This is a genomic window from Corynebacterium tuberculostearicum (assembly GCF_046097255.1).
In the GTDB taxonomy this organism is placed as follows: domain Bacteria; phylum Actinomycetota; class Actinomycetes; order Mycobacteriales; family Mycobacteriaceae; genus Corynebacterium; species Corynebacterium tuberculostearicum_J.
On sequence record NZ_CP175770.1, the window covers coordinates 1,922,966 to 1,943,877 of the forward strand.

Below are 20,912 nucleotides of genomic sequence, written 5' to 3' on the forward strand. Positions count from 1 at the left end.
GCAATCCTACTCAATCGCCTCCTTCACATGTGCGCAAAGGGTACGGTGTTAATTAGTTAATTTGAGTAAATTCCCATTGTCCTTTAATCACCGTTGCTAACCCCAGTGCGGACTACGCCAGGACGCGGGGGTTGGGGACGTCGGCAAGCGCTTAGCGCAAAAAGCCCGCTTCTATTCGACGAGCAGCTGGACGATTCGGTCACCAACTTCGACGGTCTTTACCGGCCCATCGCCGCGGTGCGCAACATCTTGTACCACAGCATCCTCAATCCGCTGGGCGTTGGACTCATCGCCTACGTGGCGAAGCAGCATGGCGGCGGACAAGATTGCCGCCGTTGGATCTGCAATCCCCTTTCCCGCAATATCTGGCGCAGAACCATGCACCGGCTCGAACATGGAAGGATTCGCGCCTGAGGGATCGATGTTTCCGGATGCAGCAAGGCCAATACCGCCAGTTACCGCGCCCGCCAAATCGGTGAGAATGTCTCCAAAAAGATTATCGGTGACAATGACGTCATAGCGCGCCGGATCGGTCACCATATAAATGGTTGCAGCATCAATATGCTGGTAATCCACCCGAACCTCTGGAAACTCGGCGGCGACTTCATTAACGGTGCGCTGCCACAACCCACCAGCATTGACCAAGACATTTGTTTTGTGCACCAAGGTCAGATGCTTACGGCGCTGCGCTGCCCGCGCAAACGCATCGCGCACTACACGCTCCACGCCGAAACGAGTATTTTGCGATACCTCGCTGGCCACCTCGTGCTCAGTTCCTTCTCGCAAGGTACCGCCGTTTCCACAGTACAAACCCTCGGTACCTTCGCGCACCACAACGAAATCGATATCGCCCGGTTCAGCCAGCGGCGAGGAAGCGGTGGGATAGAGCCTGGAGGGGCGCAGGTTCACGTGATGATCCAGCGCAAACCGCATCTTAAGCAACAGCCCCCGCTCCAGCACGCCTGGTGGCACCTCACCTGGGGCGCCGATCGCTCCCAATAGGATCGCATCGTGTTCGCGCAGGCTCTTCAAATCAGCGTCCGTGAGAAGCTCCCCATTGCGCAGATAACGCCGCGCACCCAGGTCATACTCAGTGACTTCAATATCGGAGCGAACGGCGCGAAGAACCTTGAGCGCCTCGGCCGTCACTTCTGGTCCAATTCCGTCGCCGCCAATGACCGCTAGTTTCATTATGTAGGATCCCTTTCTCACAGAGTGGATATGGACTTACCCTACCAAAAAGAACCCGCGTAGCGCAGGCAGATACCTGTAACTACGCGGGATTAGATTCTTAGGCAGTCGGCGGGCCTAGGCTTCCATGTCTAGCTGCTCGCATTCGGCACCCAAGGCTGCGTTAATTTCGGCGATGAGATGCTCTGGTACCTCGGCTTCCACGCGCAGAATCAGCACCGCATCAGATTCCTGTTTACCGTGCGTAAGTGCGGCCGCCACGATGTTGATTCCCGCAGCGCCCAACTTGGTACCCACCGTTCCTAATGCACCTGGGGCGTCCGCGTAACGGAAGAAAAGATTGCGGCCGGTAGCACGCATATCTACGCCGCGGCCGTTGATGCGAATGAACTTTTCGGTTCCATCGACACCGATAAGTGCGCCGGTGAGCGAGGATGTCTCGCCATCGGCGCCAATAACCTTCACCTGCAGGGAAGAGCGGTGCCCCTTGGACTCCGTATTAGTAGATACCTCAACCTCTACCCCACGACTATGCGCGATCTGCATTGCATTGACAAAGGTCACCGGCTCTGAAGTCACGCCGCTAAACAGACCCCGGACGGCAGAAAGTCCTAGCACCTCTACATCTTCGGTAGACAACTCGCCACAGGCCTCCACCTCGACGGCAACGGGGGCCTGACCCAAAAGGCGGCCAGCAGTAAGTCCTAGCTTGCGGGCGAGGTCCAGCCACCCTGCAACCTCTTCTCTCACTGGCCCGCCGGAGACGTTGACCGCATCCGGCACAAACTCTCCTTCAAGCGCCTTCAAGACAGACTCCGCTACATCGCTTCCCGCACGGTCCTGGGCCTCTACAGTGGAGGCGCCTAGGTGCGGAGATACGGTGACTTGCGGCAGCTTAAAGAGCGGAGAATCAGTGCACGGTTCCGTGGCATAGACATCAAAACCCGCACCCCGGTGGTGCCCAGACTCGATAGACTCAGCCAGAGCCACCTCATCTACCAAACCGCCTCGCGCTGCATTAATGAGAATCTGCCCTTGCTTGGCCTTTGCCAAAAGCTGCCTATCAAACATTCCGGCAGTCTCCGGAGTCTTTGGCAGGTGAATCGTCACGAAATCGGAACGCGACATCAGCTCTTCCAGCTCAACTAGTTCCACCCCCAACGCTGCCGCGCGAGCCGGGTTGGCATAGGGATCGTGCGCGATAATGGTCGTTTCAAAAGACTTCAGGCGCTGGGCAAAGAGCTGGCCAATGTGTCCAAAGCCGACAATGCCGATGGTCTTTCCATAGACTTCTACGCCCTTGAAAGAAGAACGCTTCCACTCCCCTTCACGCAGGGATCGGTCGGCTGCTGGGATCTGGCGCGCCGTCGCTAAGAGCAGGGCAATTGCCTGTTCACAGGCAGAGTGGATATTCGATGTCGGCGCGTTGACCACCATAACGCCCTTGTCTGTGGCCGTCGGAATATCGACATTGTCCAGTCCCACCCCGGCACGGCCCACAATCTTGAGCTTTGTGGCCGCTTCCAATACCTCTGCATCAACGATTGTGGCAGAGCGCACGAGCAAAGCCTCTGCCTCCGGAACCGCGGCGAGGAGCTCGGCACGATTCGGCCCATCCACCCAACGGACCTCAACAGAATCCCCCAAGGCCGTAACCGTGGACTGGGCTAATTTATCGGCAATAAGGACTACCGGCTTCGACATATCTTCCTTCGCTTAAATAAAATGCGGTGCACGCGGGTTGCCCCGCGTGTCAAGGAAGTGTAGTTCAGTCAGGAGTGCCCTGCTTGATTTTTGCCTTAAATTCTTTCACTCGACCGAATTCCGGCCCCAAGGCCACTAAGGCGCCGTCCTCAAGGCCCGCAACAGCGGCCATACTGTGCTTATCCGCTAGCGGATCGGCAGTCGGCACGACCAAAACTCTTCCACCGTAGGCTGCCGCAGTAATAACGTTCGCGATGGGACTATCCTTAGTGGCAACGATATTTGGCGCCATCTGGCCGTCCCTGCGGGACTGTGCTGGGATGGGTTGGTTCTTTTCCTCTCCGGCATCAAGTTCGCCTTCATACGGCACCCAGGCAGGACGCAGCTCCATATGGGGAGTCTTATCTAGCTGGGCAATATCCTTCACCATCTGCTCCGGGGAAGCTACCACCTTAGAACCATATTGGAATGCCGTGAACTCCCCTAGTGCCTTATGCGTTCCTGGATCCTTGATCACGCTGAATTCACCAGAGGTTTTCGTCCACGGCACGTCACCTACTACCACCAAGCGACTTACTCCCAAGTCCGTGAGCAACTTATGGATCTCCAAACGCCTAGCATCGTCATACTGCACCGCTGGCAAATGCTGGTTTACCGCCAAGGTTGCTGCACGAAGAATCGATTTATCGTCCGGGGCAAAAAGGACAAGCGAATCCGAATCTTCAAAAAATAGTCGGCTGGCTTCAATTCCAATGGGGTCATTAACAATGACCAACTTGCCATCAAATTTCGGATCAATAAGACGGTTTTGGTTTTCCGCCTTGGCCTTGCTGAGATCGATTTCGGACTCATCCAGATCGGACAGACCACGCCTGACCAGCTTGGATTCTGTGACCGGAGTGCCACAGGCTGCTAGCGCAAGAGAAGCAACAAGCACTGTAGCGGCCAAGCGCACAGATTTAGCGATCAAAAGCTTGCGGACCTTCCTCTCCACCAAAAAGGTTTGCTTCATCCACATCGCGGATAACGGGTTTACCTAAAGCATATTCCACAATGCCCAAGAATCGGTGACGGCGGTCCGCAAGGAATTCACGCGGCTGCGATGCGCGCAGATATTCCAGGTTCATTTCGTGGGATGCTAGCACCTCATCAAATTGCGCATCTTCCATGATGGACTTGGACTGAACGCGAGGTAGGTAGCGGTTGGGAGCGAAACCGTCGAGCACTACCTCGGTTCGTTTGCCCATCGGGGTGTAGTTCATCACCGACTCAGCCAAGACGGGATCAACTCCGTGACGCTTGCACCAATTTAGCGGGAACACAGGGAAAAAGCCTGGCTTGAGCTCTTCAAAGGTATGCCGAGTGAAGGCCTTTCCAGTGCGCCAGTCCTTCGCGCCGCGCGCCATAAGGAGGGCATAGAGTCCGTGCCATACGCCATCTTTGCCATCTACGGAAAGCAGCCGGGATTCACGGAAGGTGGCATCAGCGACGGTCTTCGGCGTCTCGTCCGTTGCACCGGCTACCCATTCGGTGACCTCATCTACGTCGCGAGCTGCACGCAGCTGCACTGCAGAAGAGCCGTAGAGCTCGCCAAAGACGCCACACCAGAACCATTGGTTGATACGGTTCCAGGACTGCTCGGTAGAAAGCGCTCCCCCGCGCTTGGCCAAGCGGGCGATAATGACTGCCAGGGGAACAATCTGCTCATTAAACGGAACCTGATCCATGCTGAGGATGCACCGCTCCGCCAAGAACTCTGATACCTCACGGAAGGTAATGCGCAGATCGTTGGCTGCCGACTTGTACTCCGCCAATGACAACTTCAAAATATCCTCGCGCTGGCCACCTGCACAGCCCTTTTCACCGGAGACCAGAAGCGATACTGCAGAGAGGAACTCGGTGCGCCCAATTCCATCCAAGGCTGGGGACTTACGCAGATCCTTTTCCACTTCTTGCCAATCAGCGGCCAAGTGGAAGCTGGGGTCCTCAGAGGCAAAGACGGCAGTGAGCAGATCGAATACGTCCATCTGCAAGCCGGCCGAGTTCGCTTGGGCAAAAATCGAGCCGATGCCGGCTCGCTCCGTCTCGCGGGAAAGTCGAATCATTGGCAGGTCATAACCGGACAATGGTCGAACGATGCGATTATTAAAGGCCGCCAATTCCGCGCTGTATTCCTGCTTGGTCGCCGCAAGTTCAAAAAGCATGCCGACGCCGTCTTCACTTAGCAGAGAAGCCACGGGAATGCACATATTCTCTAGCGCATCTTCGCGCGTTAGGATATCGCTCTCAATTGCCGGTGCGAAGTGCGAGCGAATCTTGCCGTCTTGATTAACCGCGAAGATGGCATCATCCGGCAAAAGATCGCCGCGTACGGCTGCGCGAATATCGATAAAGAAGCGGCGGTGAATCTTCTTCTTGCGGAAATCAGTGGTATCTACAAAGCCCTCGCCGTTGAAGCAGTGATACAGGGTGGTCAGGCGCTGCTGCCCGTCTAAAAGGAGCAAGCCGGGGTCGACGCCAGTGTCAGGTGCGCCCGCAAGGGCACGGGGACGAAAGCGCATCTTTTCGTTTCGGGTGTCAAGAGCCATGAGCGCGCCGATGGGATAGCCGCGCAGCACGGAAACAATAAGAGATCGAATACGATCTTCATCCCAGGCATAGCTGCGCTGGAAGTCAGGTAACTGGATATCCCCGCGATCAATTCGTGCAAAAAGGTCTTTGAGATCATAGCTTGGCGTCGTAAAGCCCATGGCCCTCATCCTACTCCCCGCACCGGAGTTTTACCTGACACAAATAAGGCAAAACCCACGGTAAACATGCCTGTTCACCGTGGGTGTGCGCTGCAGACGCCGCTTTTTATTCCTAGGCCGTAGCATCCAGCGGGTTCTTGACCCAGCTCATCAAATCGCGCAGCTTGATGCCGGTCTTTTCAATGTCGTGCTGCGCAAATTCCTCACGCAGACTCTCCAGCTCCTTGTTGCCGCCCTCAATATTGGCCAGCAGGCGCTTGGTGAAGGTGCCATCCTGGATATCGGACAAGATATCCTTCATGCGCTGCTTGGCATCGGCATCAATAACGCGAGGGCCAGAAATGTAGCCGCCAAACTCGGCGGTATCAGATACCGAGTAGTTCATGTTGGCGATGCCACCCTCAAACATCAGGTCCACGATGAGCTTCATCTCGTGCAGCACCTCAAAGTAGGCCATTTCTGGCTCGTAGCCAGCCTCAGTCAGAACCTCGAAGCCGGTGCGAATCAGAAACTCTACGCCACCACACAGGACGGCCTGCTCGCCAAAGAGGTCAGTAACCGTCTCTGCTTCAAAGGTCGTCGGGATAACGCCGGCACGCGCACCGCCGATGGCTGCAGCATAAGACAGAGTCAGATCATGGCCTTCGCCTTTAGGATCCTGTTCGGTAGCGATGAGGCACGGAACGCCCTTGCCGTCAACGAACTGGCGGCGAACCAGATGGCCAGGCCCCTTAGGGGCAACCATGCCGACGGTGACATTGGCCTGTGGTTCAATCAGCTTAAAGTGGATATTCAAGCCGTGCCCAAACAGCAGCGCATTGCCGCCTTCCAAGTTGGGGGCAATTTCATCTTCAAAGATCTGCTTCTGAGAGGTATCTGGTGCCAGCAGCATGATTACGTCTGCCCACTTGGCAGCTTCTGCAACGGTCTTGACCTCAAAACCGACTTCCTCGGCCTTCGCCGCCGACTTGGAGCCTTCACGCAGACCAATAACAACCTCGACGCCGGAATCGCGCAGGTTCTGCGAGTGCGCGTGCCCCTGGGAGCCGTAGCCAATAACGGCTACCTTGCGACCCTGAATGATAGACAGATCCGCATCATCGTCGTAGAAGGTTTCAATAGCCATTTCGTAGTCCTCAATTCTGTAATAATTGTAAGTTCAATGAATCAACGGCCCACCTAGCACTATACCACTGTGCGAGACACGGTGACCATATAGTGGGATTTAATTTCGCGGAGGTGCCATCGCCTTGGGACCACGTCCTAAGGCCACGTCACCAGACTGCACCAGCTCGAGCACACCGAATGACTCCAGGACATCGAGAAGCGCCGCCAGCTTTCCAGGGGTACCGGTAGCCTCCACCACCACTGATTCTTGTGCCACGTCTACCACGCGGGCACGGAAGATATTAACGGCATCGACCACCTGCGGCCGGTTGGCATTATTCGCAGCCACCTTGACCAGCATCAGGGCTCGCGCCACGGTCGAGTCTGCTTCGAGCTCCACCACTTTAATGACCGGCACAATCTTGTTGAGCTGCTTGGTCACCTGTTCCATAATCCTTTCGGAAGCATCGACCACGATGGTCAGCCGGTTAATCCCTGGATTTTCCGTTTGTGCAGAAACCAGCGAAATGATGCTGTAACCACGCCGGGAAAACATGCCGGTCACGCGCGACAAGATTCCCTCTACGTCTTCTACCAGGACCGACAGGGTATGCCGGGAAACGTCACTGGGGGCCACGCCTATACCTCCTGGATAGTCTCGTCGATATCGGCAGGAGTTTCTGCTGCCGATTCATTTTCATCAAACAGCGGGCGCAAGCCGCGGGCATATTGAATTTCTTCGTTAGACGCCCCACCACCGATCATTGGCCAGACTTGAGCGTCCTCACCAACGATGAAGTCAATAACCACGGGGCGGTCATTGACTGCGCGGGCCCGTTCAATGGCCGGCACCACTTCTTCCTCACAGGTGACGCGGATAGCCTCGCTCCCCAGCGCCTCTGCCAGGCGGACGAAGTCGGGGGTATAGACATCTCGTTCTCGCAGCTTGGTATTGGAGTAGTTCTCATTAAAGAACAGTGTCTGCCACTGACGGACCATGCCGAGGTTGCCGTTATTGATGACGGCAACCTTAAACGGAAAGCCTTCCAATACGGCGGTGGTGAGCTCCTGGTTGGTCATTTGGAAGCAACCGTCACCGTCAATCGCCCACACTTCCTTATCCGGGCATGCTGCTTTGGCGCCTAAGGCCGCCGGCACGGCATAGCCCATAGTTCCGGCACCACCGGAGTTGATCCAGGAGCGTGGGTGTTCAAAGTCAATGAACTGTGCCGACCACATCTGGTGCTGACCCACACCGGCGCAGTAGATAGCCTCAGGACCTACGGTTTCACTCAGCTTTTCCAACACAAATTGGGGATTGAGATGCCCATCCGGAGTGGGATCATAGCCACGGGGGAACCGTTCCTTGAGCCCATCGAGGTAATCCCGCCATGGGCCTACTTCCGGAGATTTCACCGCGGAGTTCTTGCGGTACTCCTTTAAGAGACCTGCCAACACGTTGCGCGCATCACCCACGATTGTCACGGCAACGTCGCGGATTTTCCCAATTTCAGCCGGGTCAATATCAGCATGAATTACCTGGGCCTCAGGGGCAAAAGTAGAGGTATCACCGGTTACTCGATCATCAAAACGCGCACCGATAGTAATCAGCAGGTCAGCTCGCTGCATGGCCGCAACTGCAGGGACGGTGCCATGCATGCCCGGCATGCCCATGTGCAGCGGATGAGATTCCGGAAAGGCCCCCAAGGCCATGAGCGTAGTCACCACAGGAATTCCGGTAAATTCCGCAAACTCGCGCAGCTCCTTGGCCGCCTCCGCCTTGATGACACCGCCACCGGCATAGATGACCGGCTTTTCTGCCTGCGAAATGAGCTCAACCGCTTGCGTGATTTGGCGATGGTGCGGCTTGGTCGTCGGTTTATATCCAGGCAGATCAAACGTAGCCGGGAAGGAATATTCCAATTCACCGTTTTGCACATCCTTCGGAATATCCACCAAGACCGGCCCCGGACGGCCCGTAGAAGCCAGGTGGAATGCGGCTGCAATGGCAGCTGGAATCTGGCTCGGTTCCGTCACGATGTAGTTGTGCTTGGTAATCGGCATCGTCACGCCGCGGATATCGGCCTCTTGGAAAGCATCGGTTCCCAAGAGGTTGCTGCCCACCTGGCCAGTGATGGCGACGATGGGAACGGAGTCCAGGTTGGCGTCGGCAAGCGCTGTCACTAGGTTGGTCGCACCCGGCCCGGAGGTAGCAATGCATACGCCTACCTTGCCGGAAGCTTGGGCGTAGCCTTCGGCGGCGTGGCCGGCACCCTGTTCATGGCGGGTGAGCACATGGCGAAGCGTGGTTGAGGTGTGCAAGGCATCGTAGAGAGGAAGCACGGCACCGCCTGGAATGCCGAAGACGAGATCGGTTCCCAGGTCTTCGAGAGTGCGGACAATGGCGTGGGCACCACTCATCCGCTCCGGAGCGTGGGCACGTGAGGCCGCAGCCACCGAAGCGGGCGTGGGCGAAGTTGTCGTAACCACGGTTAATGTGCTCCTTGGATTGGTCTTTTACAGGTCCTGATCATCATCGGTACCGGCCCCAGATATGAACAAAGCCCCCGCGGGCTTATGAACTGCTCCCCATTAGTTGGACTGAGAAATCAGTTTCCGATTAGTGGGGAGTAGTTTTCATTGAGAGCTCGAAGTTTGGTGAGTGAGCATCAGCGGGAGCAGTTGGTTGAACTATTTGAGCAAGGCGTGGGCTATCGTGCCGCTGCTACTGCTGTTGGTGTCTCCACATACGCCGCCCGTATGCTCTGTCGTCGGTTTAAGCTGCATGGCAGACTATGTCTTGTGGAAAAACCGACTAAGCAGCAGTATTCGTTCGAAATCAAGACCGAAGTTGTCCAACGCCACCTTTCTGGTGAGACAGCGATGGATCTTGCGCGCGAGTTTGGCCTGTCATCAGAGCACTTGGTCGGCGGATGGTCGAGGAAATGGCGTAAAGGTGGCGATGAGGCACTAAAACCGAAGCCGAAGGGCAGGCCCAAGGGTTCGGGCACGCCGAAGCCGCTTTCGGAGGAAGCGAAGCTGCGTCGCCAGATCGCGCGGTTGGAAGCGGAAAACGCATATCTAAAAAAATTGCGGGACTTGAGGAATCAGGGACACGCCTGAAGGTCCAGGCGATTGTCATCCTCAAGTCACGGCATCGTCTGCACTACCTTTTGGATGCGGCCGGCATGCCGAGATCAACGTTTTTCTATCACCAGAAACGACTCAGCTATCCGGATAAGCACGCTGCGCTCAAAGACGCGATCCGGGGAAGCTTCGAGCGCAACAAGTATCGCTATGGCTACCGACGAGTGCTACTTGACCTGCGCAACCAGGGGTGGGTGGTCAATCACAAGCTCGTCTACAAACTCATGCGCGAGATGGGGCTTCGAGCCAAGGTCCGCCAGCGCAGGCCATATGTTTCTTATAACGGGACGATCAGCCACATTGCCGACAACACACTTGACCGCAAGTTCACTCCAGATAAGCCAAATACCGTCTTTGTTAGCGACGTCACCGAGTTCAGGGTCGCAGGCTGCAAGGTCTACCTGTCACCGGTGATGGATCTGTTCGACCGTTCAATCGTTGCCCACACCGTGGCTACATCGCCGTCGACAGCGTTTACCGCCGATTCTTTAACTAAGACGATTAAAACGTGTGCGCCTGAGCCTGGGTGGATGATGCATACCGATCAAGGTTTCCAGTACAAGCACTCATCATGGCGCACCCTGATTAGCCAGCACCAGGGAGTCCAATCGATGTCACGCAAAGGCAACTGCTACGACAACGCGGTCATGGAGAACTTCTTCGGCCACCTGAAAACCGAGATGTACCACGGAGAAGCCTTCGACACCGTCGCAGAGTTCAACCAGGCAATCGACGAGTACATCCAGTGGTACAACACCGAACGCATCCAACAACGACTCAAGGGCCTGACCCCGATGCAATATCGAAATCAGACCCTTGAAGCCCTAACCGCCTAGAATTAAACCAGTCCAACTTTCGGGGGCCAGTTCACTTATCTGTCTGCGGGGGCGAGAAGCGTCGACGTCACGAGGCGTCGCGGTCACCACCGCGTTGGTACTGCCTGAAGTCGAATAATGATCATGGGCCTGACTATACATTGATAGGTATTGCACTCGTGGTAATTACCCCCTTTTGGGATCCGATTCCCACCTGGTGGGACACGCCTGAAAAATAGGTTCGCCCTTGCCGGCCTTAGTGAATTAGGCTTGCACACTATGACTCCACCACCTAAGGACAACCAACCTCGTCAGTCCACCACCCAGGCAGAGGTTTTCAAGCCATCCCGCGACCACATCTTGGGCATCCTCATCCTGTCCGCCATTGCTCTGCTGAGCATCGGATGGGCCCCCAAATACCTCGCATGGCTGTTCATAATCCCCATCCTCGGATTGTGGTGGGTCATAAAATCCCGCACCAAAGTCTCCGAATCTGGAATCGCTATCTCTTACGCATTCCGGAAAAATATCCAGATCGCATGGGACGATTTTGCCGGAATCGGCTTCCAACGCGCCCGCACCTTCGCCCGCACCAAGGCCGGCGCGGAGCACAGCCTGCCCGGCGTTACCTTTAACTCGCTCCCGCGACTTTCGGAGGCCTCCCGCGGCCGCATCCCTGACGCCCTTACCCAGGGCCGTGAAGCGGCAGATGACAAGGTGGTAATTGTCCACCGTGACGGCCAACAAGTCCTCCTCAGCAAAGAAGAGTATGAGGACTACCTCGAGCGCCACCCCGAGCTCAAGCCTTCGGCCGAAAACTAAATACGCCGCCTACACTCCCCCCACATCCTTGAAGGAATGGTGACTGAAAACCATGTTCCCGCTGCGTTCAAAAGTAACTACCGTCGGCCGCCAAGCCTCTGGCGCCCGCGCCCTCTGGCGGGCCACCGGCACCAAGGAAAATGACTTTGGCAAACCGATCGTCGCCATCGCCAACTCCTACACCCAATTCGTCCCCGGCCACGTACATCTCAAAAACGTTGGCGATATCGTCGCCGACGCCGTGCGCGAGGCTGGCGGCGTGCCCAAGGAATTCAATACCATCGCCGTCGATGATGGCATCGCCATGGGACACAGCGGCATGCTCTACTCGCTGCCTTCACGCGAAATCATCTCCGATTCCATCGAGTACATGGCCAATGCCCACACTGCCGACGCCCTGGTATGCATCTCCAATTGCGATAAGATCACCCCGGGCATGCTCAATGCGGCACTGCGCCTGAACATTCCCACCATCTTCGTCTCCGGCGGACCGATGGAGGCCGGCAAAGCCGTCGTGGTTGATGGCGTAGCCCACGCCCCCACCGACCTCATCACCGCCATCACCGCCTCTGCCAATGACGCGGTATCCGATGAAGGCTTGACCCAGGTAGAGGAATCCGCCTGCCCCACCTGTGGCTCCTGTTCTGGCATGTTTACCGCCAATTCCATGAACTGCCTGACTGAGGCCCTCGGCTTGGCGCTGCCCGGCAACGGCACCACCCTGGCCACCCACACGGCTCGCCGCAGCCTTTTTGAAAAGGCCGGCTCTACCATCGTTGATATGTGCCGCCGCTATTACGGCGAGGAGGACAAATCCGTTCTCCCCCGCAATATCGCCACCAAGGAAGCCTTCACCAACGCCATGGCGCTTGACATGGCCATGGGCGGATCCACCAACACCATCCTGCACACGCTCGCAGCCGCACAGGAGGGCGAGGTGGATTTCACCCTCGATGACATTAATGACATCTCCTACCGCGTGCCCTGCCTGTCCAAGGTCGCACCCAATGGCACCTACCACATTGAGGATGTCCACCGCGCCGGCGGTATCCCCGCTATCTTGGGAGAGCTTCGCCGCGCCGGGCACTTGAACCTGAAGGTACATACGGCGCTCTATGACAACGCCGAGCAGTGGCTCGATGACTGGGATATCCGCAACCCCCACGCCACCGATGAGGCCCGCGAACTGTACTACGCCGCGCCGGGCGGCGTGCGCACTACCGAACCATTTTCCCAATCCAACCGCTGGGACGAGCTCGACACTGACGCCGCCAATGGCTGCATTCACGACGCCGATCACGCCTTTTCTTCCGACGGCGGCCTAGTTGTCCTGCGCGGAAACCTGGCTCCAGACGGGGCCATCGTCAAGGCAGCGGGCGTTGAAGAAGAGCTGTGGACATTCTCTGGACCTGCCCGTGTGGTCGAATCCCAGGAAGAGGCCGTATCGATAATCCTGAACAAGGAAGTTCAGCCGGGCGACGTGGTGGTCATTCGCTATGAAGGCCCGTCCGGCGGCCCGGGTATGCAGGAGATGCTCCACCCCACCTCCTTCCTGAAAGGCGCCGGTTTGGGAAAGGCATGCGCCTTGATTACCGACGGCCGCTTTTCCGGCGGCACCTCAGGCCTTTCCATCGGCCATATCTCCCCGGAGGCAGCCCACCAGGGCCTTATCGGGCTCATCGAAAATGGCGACACCATCACAATCAATATCCACGAACGCGAACTAACCCTGGATGTGGACGAGGACGTGCTGGAGCGCCGCCGCGCTGCCCAAGAACAGCGCGAGCGCCCCTGGACCCCAGTGAGCCGCAACCGACCGTTCACTAAGGCGCTGCGTGCGTATGCAGCCATGGCCACCTCTGCCGATCGCGGCGCGGTGCGCGCGGTCGATGGCCATGTGAATTAGCCAGTATTAACTGCTAAATCCCTATGAGCCTCGGTGGGGTGCACGCCCGTTTGCCTGCAGATCGCATAAAGTGTACTGCGATGAAACTCGCGCGCACCCCACTTTTTCGTTATGCCTTAGCTCTGCTGGGCCTCATTTTTGGCGCCTGCAAGATTATTCAAGACACCCGCATCACGGACTTTCCCATTGACATGGTGGTCTACCGCGAGGGCGTCAAGGCCTTCCTTGAGCATCGCTCCGTCTATAGCGAGCCCATGCTGGCCGGGGACATTGAACTTCCCTTCATTTATCCGCCCTTTGGCGCGCTCGTCATGGTTCCGATCACGGCCTTTGACGGCATTGACCACGATATGGCAGGCGACATCGTGGTCGTCCTGTCTGACCTTCTCGTGCTCCTATGCCTCTACTTTGTATTCAAGGCAGTCCTGAAAAAGCCAGAAGTTCCTCCTGCCCGTCACCGCCATTACTTGGGCCATTGCCTTGCGCTTCGAACCAGTTGACCTCAACAATGGTTTTGCGCAGATCAATATCGTGGTGATGGCGCTGGTTATCCTCGACCTCGTTCCGCGCAAGCGCTTCTTGCCCCAAGGTATCTTGATTGGCTTGGCCGCCGCAATCAAAATTACCCCACTGGCTATGTTGCTGTATTTCCTCGTGCGCAAGGAGTGGAAGCAGATTGCCACAGCGCTCCTTTCCGCTGTTGCGGCCACCCTCCTTGCCGCAGCCTTCCGCTGGGACGCGTTCGTGGAGTTCTTCAGTTCCAAATTGCTCGATATGGGCTCTGGCGGCGACTTCGGCGTGGGGACTGATTACCAGTCCAATAGCTCTATCAAGGGCGCCATTCAGCGCATGTATTCTTCTTCCGAGGCCATGGACGCCAATGGGCTGGCCATCAACATCGCGTGGATCGCCGCCTCCCTCGTGGTAATTGCATTCGCCGCGTGGCTTATCAAGCGGCTGTGCGAGGAGCACCTGCTTGTCGACGCCCAATTGGTCACCGCCCTCACCCTCCTGCTCATCTCCCCGGTTTCCTGGTCGCACCACTGGGTCTGGCTCACGCTCATCATCCCGGTCTTTGTCTACCGCGCCTGGACCTGGCTGCCATCTGGATGGGCCGCGGGCAGCCTGCTGACCGTCCTCGTCGCCTGGTCAGCCATGCTGCTGACCGTCCCGCCCAAGTGGTGGTGGGGCGATCAAGTCGATGTCCACGCCATGGAGCGCTACCAGAAGTTCTGGGTGGATGACTTCGTGTGGCTAACCATACTGACCGTCGCACTTTTCGCAGCCGCTTTCTATGCCTCCCAGCGCAATAACCGGAACGCGAATACCGCTACTCCTGCCCCGCTAGCGTCTTAAGCGCTGCAAGGTGCGAATCGAATGCGGCTTTACCTTTAGCCGTGAGCATCACCCATACCGTGTCCTTGCCTCGCGAGGATCCATACTCACGAAAGCGACTGACATACCCCTCTTTTTCCAGTGCGCTTAGCTGCTTAGACAGCGTGGCATCGGATTGATTCACCTTGTCTCGAATCGCGGGAAATCGCATCTCTTTGTTGATGGCGCCTTCCACTGCCCCAGCCGCGTTGAGCACCGCACAAATCTTAAATCGGTTGAGCGGGTGGATTACTGGATCAAGCTCACTCATCGCCGCTTGCCCGCTTATTACTCTCGTGGTCTCGCGTGGACAGATCCATCGCACCGGAATTGAAAACCCAGAAGACAGCGAGTCCCCACAGCGTGGATGCTACGGCCGCAATTACCATGTGTCCTTCGAGAAAGGTCTGGAAAAACGTAGGGATAAAAATCAGAATGATTCCGAAATAGTATTTCTTATCCGGCTGGGGCTGTTCAAAAGGATTTTGTCTATAGCCTGCACGTACGTCACTCTTTTTAGCGCCAACCCAGAGTCCTACTCCCGCGCAGACCACCACTAAACCAAGGGACAACCACCACGGCATGCCATTCCCCCATTGGATCAAGACAAACCAAAGTACTGCCAGCGCTGCAGCAAACAAGGCATTAAGCGCAGTCCGCCGTCTGTCGCTTTGTTCCTTCTCCACTTCCTCGTTGAAGGCCAGTGCCTCGTGTACGCTTTCGTCCATGGTCGCCGTTCCTTTCGCCTTCGACTTTTCGTTGTTTTCCACTTTAGAAAGTATCATACTTTCCACCCAGGAAAGCAAGAGGGGAAAGAAAATCCGCCGCTATTGCGACGGACAATCTATTAGCGCCTAACTCAGCGGATTAACCCCTGCGCCGAAGAACCAGAGTGCGGCGAGAATGGCGATGCCGATGAGAACAAAGGCCCAGGAAGTACCCAGTGGGCGGCGTGCCCACGAGCGCTTGAAGTCTAGGGAGATAAAGCCTGGGCCAGTAAACTGCAGGCCCACTGCGATGACAAAGAGGACCAAGGAAAGCCATACGGATTCCGGCCAGCTAAAGACGTCCAGGCCGGCATCGGTCTGGGCTAGCTCGTGGACGGCGGTAAAGCCGGTCACTACCAAGCCAATCATGGCCGCCAGCGGCGTGATGAGGCCGAGCAGCAAGAACACACCAGCGATAAGCTGCATGGTCGGCACCGCAATGGACAGTGCGGTATCCCAGGCATAGTTAGCAAAGTCGCTCTCTAGACCGGACAAGCCCTGGCTATCACCCAGCTCGAAAAAGGTTTTTGCACCGGCAATGATCAGGTAGGCGCTCAGTGCGATGCGAATGAATAGCAGACCAAAATCGATAGTACCGCGGCGCCCGTAGCGTTGATAGCCTTCCTTTTCTTCTTGTTCCGCCTGTAGGCGCGCCTCGCGCTCCTCTGCGGTTTCGGTGCTGAGGGTGCTGTCCACGGGGGCGTCGGCAGTAGCAAGTGCCGTTTCTTGCTCTACGCTAGCCGGCGTGGTGGACTCCGGTTGCGCGAAGGCTACGGTCTCTTCGCCGGCGCCACTGTCCTGACGTGCGGCTTCATTGGCACTGGAATAGGACAGCACCTCGGTTTCAGGGTGGTCCTGCTGCGCCTGGGAAGGCTTGATCTCCTGCGGCTCAGCGCGGCCGGCGCGCTCGAAAAGGCCGGGCTTCGACTTTCCCTGGCCGGAAGCAGAATCCTTACTAGCGGGCTTCGCGTTGTAGGTAGGCACGTCCATATCCTCATCAAACGGGGTGGCTTTATCCGGTTGCTGCTTATCGCTCATAGCTCCAACTTAGGGCACGTGCCTGCACTTTTGTGGTACCCACCACGGCGCGCCGCACCAGCTTGCGCGCTATGTGGCCACCAAGTCGCTCGCAGCCTCGAGAACCGAACGCGTAAGTTCGCTCAAAACCTCTGATTCCAAGCGCCAACGCTGCCAGTAAAGGTCGATATCGAGCGGGGAGTCGTCGAGAAGCACCAGCTCTTTTGCCGCCAATAGGGGCAACGCTTGGGCCTGGGGCAGAAGTCCCCACCCCAGACCAACGCGAACGGCCTCGAGGTAGCCCTCGGAAGAGGGAATCTGCGATACCCGGGCACGCACCACGGCCGAATCAATGAAGCGCTCCCGCATCGCATCATCCAGCACCTGATCGTTGGGACCATAGCCAACAAGGGGCATAGTTTCCCAGGTCAGGTGGCCATTATGGAAGCTTTCTGCAATATGTGGTGCCGCGACTGGGAAGTAGCGCATCGTACCTAAGAAGCTAGACTCGCAGCCCGAGACCGGCGTGGCTTCCCTCGTTACCGCGCCAAGCACATCGCCCCGTCGCAGCATGGCTAAGGTGCGGGCCTCATCCTCAATCCGGATGCGCAAGGCGACATCACCGCGCCGCGCGGTATCGCTAAGGACCCTACGAAACCATGTCGCTAGGGAATCCGAGTTCACTGCGACAGAGAGCGGAACCCGGGCTAGGCGGTGGCCCAGGCGCGCGTCCGTTTCGGCCTGCACCAACGCCATACGGCGTGCGGATTGCACCAGGATCTCCCCCGCTTCTGTCGCGGTTACCGGAGTGGCACGGCGAAGGAGCACTCGACCGGTGCTCGATTCTAGGGCCTTGATTCGTTGACTTACCGCAGACGGCGAGATGCCGAGCACGGCTGCGGCGACATCGAAGCTGCCTTCATCCACGATGGCGAGCAATGTTTCTAGGTGCACCGGGTTCATGAAGCTATTCTAAACCAACTGTAGATTCATTAACTGGAATAATTCAGGCCGGGAATTCACACTGGAAGGCATGTCCATCGTGCTTGCTGGTTTCTTCCTGGGATTATCGCTCATCGTGGCCGTCGGCCCACAAAATGCCATGCTGCTCAAATACGGCATCCGCCGCGACCACATCGGCCTCATCATTGTCGTCTGCGCGCTTTCCGACGTCATCCTGATCACCTCCGGCACGGCCGGCGTGGGCTACTTGGTAGAAAAATTCCCCAACGCCCTGCAGGTTCTGAAATATGTTGGCGCCGCCTACCTGGCGTATTTCACCTTTACCTGCTTCCGCGATGCGCTCAAGACCAAAGGCGAGGCCATCGAGGTGGAATCCACGCAGCCGAAGGTACCGCAGGAAGTCGCTTCCTTCGATGGCTCTCAGGCACGCAGCACGACCAAGACCGCAACTCGCGTCGAGATTAAGCGCTCCCCCTCCTGGGCTAAGCCGCTGCTGACCGCCCTGGCCTTAACGTGGCTTAACCCAGGCGCCTACGTGGACGTAGTGGTCATGCTCGGCAGCATTGCTAATCAATATGGCGAATCGGGGCGCTGGCTTTTCGCCGTGGGCGCAATCTGCGCCAGCTTCACCTGGTTCCCCTTCATCGGCTTTGGCGCCGCGCGCTTCTCCCACGTGCTGTCCCGGCCCACAGTGTGGCGCTGGATCAACTTCGGCATCGGCGTCATCATGATTGGCCTAACGCTCAAGTTGCTCCTGCTCTAGGGCCAGGGTTCAGCCCGCCTAGTTTCCTCGCACGCGCGACGCAGTGGCGCCGGCCCAACGGTTGATGCCGGCGTCATGGGCGGCGTCGTCAATCGCAGCCAGCTCCTCCGCGCTGAAGTCGAGCTTGTCCAGCGCGCCCAGGTTGTGCTCGAGCTGCTCCACGGAAGAAGCGCCCAACAGCGCCGAGGTAAGCGTGCGATCGCCCTGATCACGCAGCACCCACGAGATAGCCATCTGGGCCAGCGACTGACCGCGCTGGCCTGCAATATCGTTGAGCGAGCGGATCATGGACAGGTTTTCCTCATTGAGCCAGTCTTTTTCCAAGGTCTTATTCTTCGCCGCACGCGAATCTGCGGGGATGCCGTCGATATAGCGGTCCGTCAGCATGCCCTGCGCCAACGGGCCGAAGCCGATGACGCCTAGGCCGCTGCGCGCTGTGACATCAAGCAGCGACTCGCCGTCTTCGCCCGGGCGCTCAATCCAGCGATTCAGAATGGAATAGCTGGGCTGATGAATCAGCAACGGGCAGCCCTCATCTTCCATAAACTCCACGGCCTCATCGGTGAGCTCCGGGCCATAGGAAGAAATGCCCACATACAGGGCCTTGCCGGAGGCTACGATATCGCGCAGTGCATACAGGGTCTCCTCCAGCGGGGTATCCGGGTCCGGACGGTGGTGGTAGAAGATGTCCACGTAATCCAAGCCCATGCGCTTCAGAGAAGCGTCCAAGGAGCTCACCAGGTACTTGCGGGAGCCGCCGAAACCGTAGGGCGAATCATTCATTACCCAGCCGGCCTTGGAGGAGATGATCATTTCATCGCGGAAGGGACGAAAATCACGGGCGAAGATGCGTCCGAAGTTGTCCTCTGCGGCGCCTGGTTCAGGGCCATAGTTATTGGCCAAATCGAAATGAGTAATCCCCCGGTCATACGCCGCGCGCAGGATGTCGCGCTGCGTGGCCAGGGGACGGTCGTCACCGAAGTTCTGCCATAGGCCAAGGGAAATGGCCGGCAGCTTCAGCCCAGAGTTGCCTACTCGGCGGTACTCCATCGAATCATAACGGTCAGATGCGGGTGCATAGATACTCATGGCACCCCATTGTCCGCTTAATTCTTGGAATTGTCAGCCTTTGGCAGCTCCTCATCTTCCTCAGGGTCGCCGGATGCGCCGGTTTCTTCGACCCACTTTTCAATTTCTTCCGGGGTGCGGTCAGTTTCTACCGCATCACGCTCGGTGTAGTAAGAGTGATCGTGGCGATTTTCTTCGTACTTTTCCTTGTCAAAGTCCACGTCGTCGTCGCCATCGAGCTCTTCGGTGACTTCCTCCACCAGCTCATCATAGAGGGCCTCATTGTCCATATTGGAGTCCTCGATGTGCTGGCCAATTTCATCGTCGTAGCGCTCGGCGTCGTAGTCCTTGTCTGGGTGCAGCTTCAGGTGCATGAGGGCACGTACGCGCTCACGGCGCACGGCCTCATCCTGGATCTGAGACTGGCTGCGGAACCAAGCAAAGACCAAGATGGCCACCATCAGAATGCCCATGTAGCCGATGACTGGGTAGATGTAGTTCATCAGGGTCTTAAAGCCGGCGAAGGACACGGCAAAACCGGCCAAGCAGCCAACGATAAAGATAACCGGGAAGCGCTTCTCATGGCCGGCAGATAGGCGCTTGCCCAGCGCGTAGAACATGCCGATAGCGGTATTAAAGATCATCATGTAAATGATGACCGCCATGATGGCACCCAGCGTCGGGTTAACGTCATCTACCAAGGACAGCATCGGAATATCGGAACCTTGTGCCTTATCCGAGTTCATCAGCAAGGAGAATCCGGCAAGGCCCATCATGATGGAGTAGATGACGCCGCCTACAACGCCGCCCCAACCGGCCTCGCGCGGGCTGATATTGTCGCCGCCGATGACCAGGGACATGGACACGGCGAGCATCAGGGCAAGGCCGTTGTAGTTGAGTGCGGAAATGAGCCAGTTACCAATCGGGGTGTCGATCTGGCTGGAGGCATCCATAGCTGCGCCGATGTCATCCGGCATATTGAGGCCGGTGTAGATGGCCACGCCGATGACCGCAATGATGATGGTCGGCGTTACGGCACCAATAACCTTGGATACCTTGTCCACGTCGAGCATGCCGACAATCAAAACCAAGACCAGCATGAGCGTGGAGCCGATCCAAGTCTTCCAGCCAAATTGCTGCTCCATATTGGAACCCGCGCCAGCCAACATCACAAAGCCAATAGCAAAGAGGGTGATGATGACCGCGATGTCCAGCAACTTGGAGACGATCGGGTGGGTGACATTGCGAAAAACGGTGTTGTGCTCAGAAGCGTGGAAGTAACTGCCCAGCTGCAAGAACACGGTACCGGCAAGGGTCATGATGAGTGCGGCAATAATGATGCCGGGAATACCCCAGGAACCAAAGGCAGTGAAGTACTGCACCACCTCTTGGCCCGTGGCAAAGCCGGCGCCCACCAACAAGCCCACGAAGGACATGGCAATGGCGATAATGTTTTTAGAAGACACGGTTGCCTAACTTTTTGTAGCGAATATCTCTCGCATACTGGTGCGCGCGGCC

18 protein-coding genes and 1 pseudogene are annotated in these 20,912 nt (G+C 57.2%); 6 read left to right on the forward strand and 13 right to left on the reverse strand.

What is annotated here, in order from left to right; all coding sequences use genetic code 11:
* Positions 1-171: 171 nt before the first annotated feature.
* From ACKFRY_RS09150 to ACKFRY_RS09180, 7 genes are all read right to left on the reverse strand, one after another.
* Positions 172-1,191, reverse strand: coding sequence for a 3-isopropylmalate dehydrogenase (locus ACKFRY_RS09150; RefSeq protein WP_408922714.1), 1,020 nt, complete (start codon positions 1,189-1,191; stop codon positions 172-174).
* A 117-nt stretch (positions 1,192-1,308) separates the two neighbouring features.
* On the reverse strand, positions 1,309-2,895 hold the full coding sequence (serA, locus tag ACKFRY_RS09155) for a phosphoglycerate dehydrogenase (protein WP_408922715.1): 1,587 nt from the start codon (positions 2,893-2,895) through the stop codon (positions 1,309-1,311).
* Between the two features lie 64 nt (positions 2,896-2,959).
* Positions 2,960-3,865 (reverse strand): hypothetical protein, encoded by a 906-nt coding sequence (locus ACKFRY_RS09160; protein WP_236587080.1) that lies wholly within the window; start codon positions 3,863-3,865, stop codon positions 2,960-2,962.
* Positions 3,855-5,645 (reverse strand): DUF262 domain-containing protein, encoded by a 1,791-nt coding sequence (locus tag ACKFRY_RS09165; protein ID WP_408922716.1) that lies wholly within the window; start codon positions 5,643-5,645, stop codon positions 3,855-3,857. The genes ACKFRY_RS09160 and ACKFRY_RS09165 overlap by 11 nt, the downstream gene beginning before the upstream one ends.
* 112 nt (positions 5,646-5,757) lie before the next feature.
* Positions 5,758-6,771 carry a ketol-acid reductoisomerase gene (gene ilvC / locus ACKFRY_RS09170; protein WP_408922717.1) on the reverse strand — a complete coding sequence of 338 codons (1,014 nt, stop codon included), beginning with the start codon at positions 6,769-6,771 and terminating at the stop codon, positions 5,758-5,760.
* A gap of 99 nt (positions 6,772-6,870) precedes the next feature.
* On the reverse strand, positions 6,871-7,389 hold the full coding sequence (ilvN, locus tag ACKFRY_RS09175; RefSeq protein ID WP_179386415.1) for an acetolactate synthase small subunit: 519 nt from the start codon (positions 7,387-7,389) through the stop codon (positions 6,871-6,873).
* Positions 7,390-7,391: 2 nt separating this feature from the next.
* Complete coding sequence (locus tag ACKFRY_RS09180) at positions 7,392-9,242, reverse strand: acetolactate synthase large subunit (protein ID WP_408922718.1); 1,851 nt, start codon at positions 9,240-9,242, stop codon at positions 7,392-7,394.
* Positions 9,243-9,438: 196 nt separating this feature from the next.
* On the opposite strand from ACKFRY_RS09180, the pseudogene ACKFRY_RS09185 reads away from it, so the two are divergent.
* The 5 genes and pseudogenes from ACKFRY_RS09185 to ACKFRY_RS09205 all read left to right on the forward strand — a co-directional run bounded on the left by ACKFRY_RS09185 (position 9,439) and on the right by ACKFRY_RS09205 (position 14,798).
* Positions 9,439-10,735, forward strand: a pseudogene (locus ACKFRY_RS09185) (IS3 family transposase).
* A 258-nt stretch (positions 10,736-10,993) separates the two neighbouring features.
* Positions 10,994-11,536 carry a PH domain-containing protein gene (locus ACKFRY_RS09190; protein ID WP_005323328.1) on the forward strand — a complete coding sequence of 181 codons (543 nt, stop codon included), beginning with the start codon at positions 10,994-10,996 and terminating at the stop codon, positions 11,534-11,536.
* 52 nt (positions 11,537-11,588) lie between these two features.
* Positions 11,589-13,442: a dihydroxy-acid dehydratase gene (ilvD, locus tag ACKFRY_RS09195; RefSeq protein ID WP_408922719.1), complete on the forward strand. Its 1,854-nt coding sequence runs from the start codon at positions 11,589-11,591 to the stop codon at positions 13,440-13,442.
* A gap of 80 nt (positions 13,443-13,522) precedes the next feature.
* Positions 13,523-13,942, forward strand: a complete 420-nt coding sequence (locus ACKFRY_RS09200) for a hypothetical protein (protein WP_408922720.1) — start codon at positions 13,523-13,525, stop codon at positions 13,940-13,942.
* Entirely contained in the window at positions 13,923-14,798 is an 876-nt protein-coding gene (locus tag ACKFRY_RS09205; RefSeq protein ID WP_408922721.1) for a glycosyltransferase family 87 protein, read from the forward strand. The genes ACKFRY_RS09200 and ACKFRY_RS09205 overlap by 20 nt, the downstream gene beginning before the upstream one ends.
* Here the strand turns inward: ACKFRY_RS09205 and ACKFRY_RS09210 are convergent.
* The 4 genes from ACKFRY_RS09210 to ACKFRY_RS09225 all read right to left on the reverse strand — a co-directional run bounded on the left by ACKFRY_RS09210 (position 14,773) and on the right by ACKFRY_RS09225 (position 17,563).
* On the reverse strand, positions 14,773-15,087 hold the full coding sequence (locus ACKFRY_RS09210; RefSeq protein ID WP_200435212.1) for a transcriptional regulator: 315 nt from the start codon (positions 15,085-15,087) through the stop codon (positions 14,773-14,775). The genes ACKFRY_RS09205 and ACKFRY_RS09210 overlap by 26 nt on opposite strands.
* On the reverse strand, positions 15,080-15,586 hold the full coding sequence (locus tag ACKFRY_RS09215; protein WP_325162600.1) for a hypothetical protein: 507 nt from the start codon (positions 15,584-15,586) through the stop codon (positions 15,080-15,082). The genes ACKFRY_RS09210 and ACKFRY_RS09215 overlap by 8 nt, the downstream gene beginning before the upstream one ends.
* 84 nt (positions 15,587-15,670) lie before the next feature.
* On the reverse strand, positions 15,671-16,621 hold the full coding sequence (locus ACKFRY_RS09220; RefSeq protein ID WP_408922722.1) for a DoxX family protein: 951 nt from the start codon (positions 16,619-16,621) through the stop codon (positions 15,671-15,673).
* A 69-nt stretch (positions 16,622-16,690) separates the two neighbouring features.
* Positions 16,691-17,563, reverse strand: coding sequence for a LysR family transcriptional regulator ArgP (locus tag ACKFRY_RS09225; RefSeq protein WP_005323334.1), 873 nt, complete (start codon positions 17,561-17,563; stop codon positions 16,691-16,693).
* Between the two features lie 70 nt (positions 17,564-17,633).
* Here ACKFRY_RS09225 and ACKFRY_RS09230 point away from each other — a divergent pair, with 70 nt between their 5' ends.
* Positions 17,634-18,326, forward strand: a complete 693-nt coding sequence (locus ACKFRY_RS09230) for a LysE/ArgO family amino acid transporter (RefSeq protein WP_408922723.1) — start codon at positions 17,634-17,636, stop codon at positions 18,324-18,326.
* Positions 18,327-18,344: 18 nt separating this feature from the next.
* Here the strand turns inward: ACKFRY_RS09230 and ACKFRY_RS09235 are convergent, their stop codons facing one another.
* The gene (locus tag ACKFRY_RS09235) at positions 18,345-19,415 is read right to left on the reverse strand and encodes an aldo/keto reductase (protein WP_408922724.1); all 1,071 of its coding nucleotides are present in this window, start codon (positions 19,413-19,415) and stop codon (positions 18,345-18,347) included.
* 17 nt (positions 19,416-19,432) lie between these two features.
* Entirely contained in the window at positions 19,433-20,860 is a 1,428-nt protein-coding gene (locus ACKFRY_RS09240) for a hypothetical protein (protein WP_005323337.1), read from the reverse strand.
* Positions 20,861-20,912 lie beyond the last annotated feature (52 nt).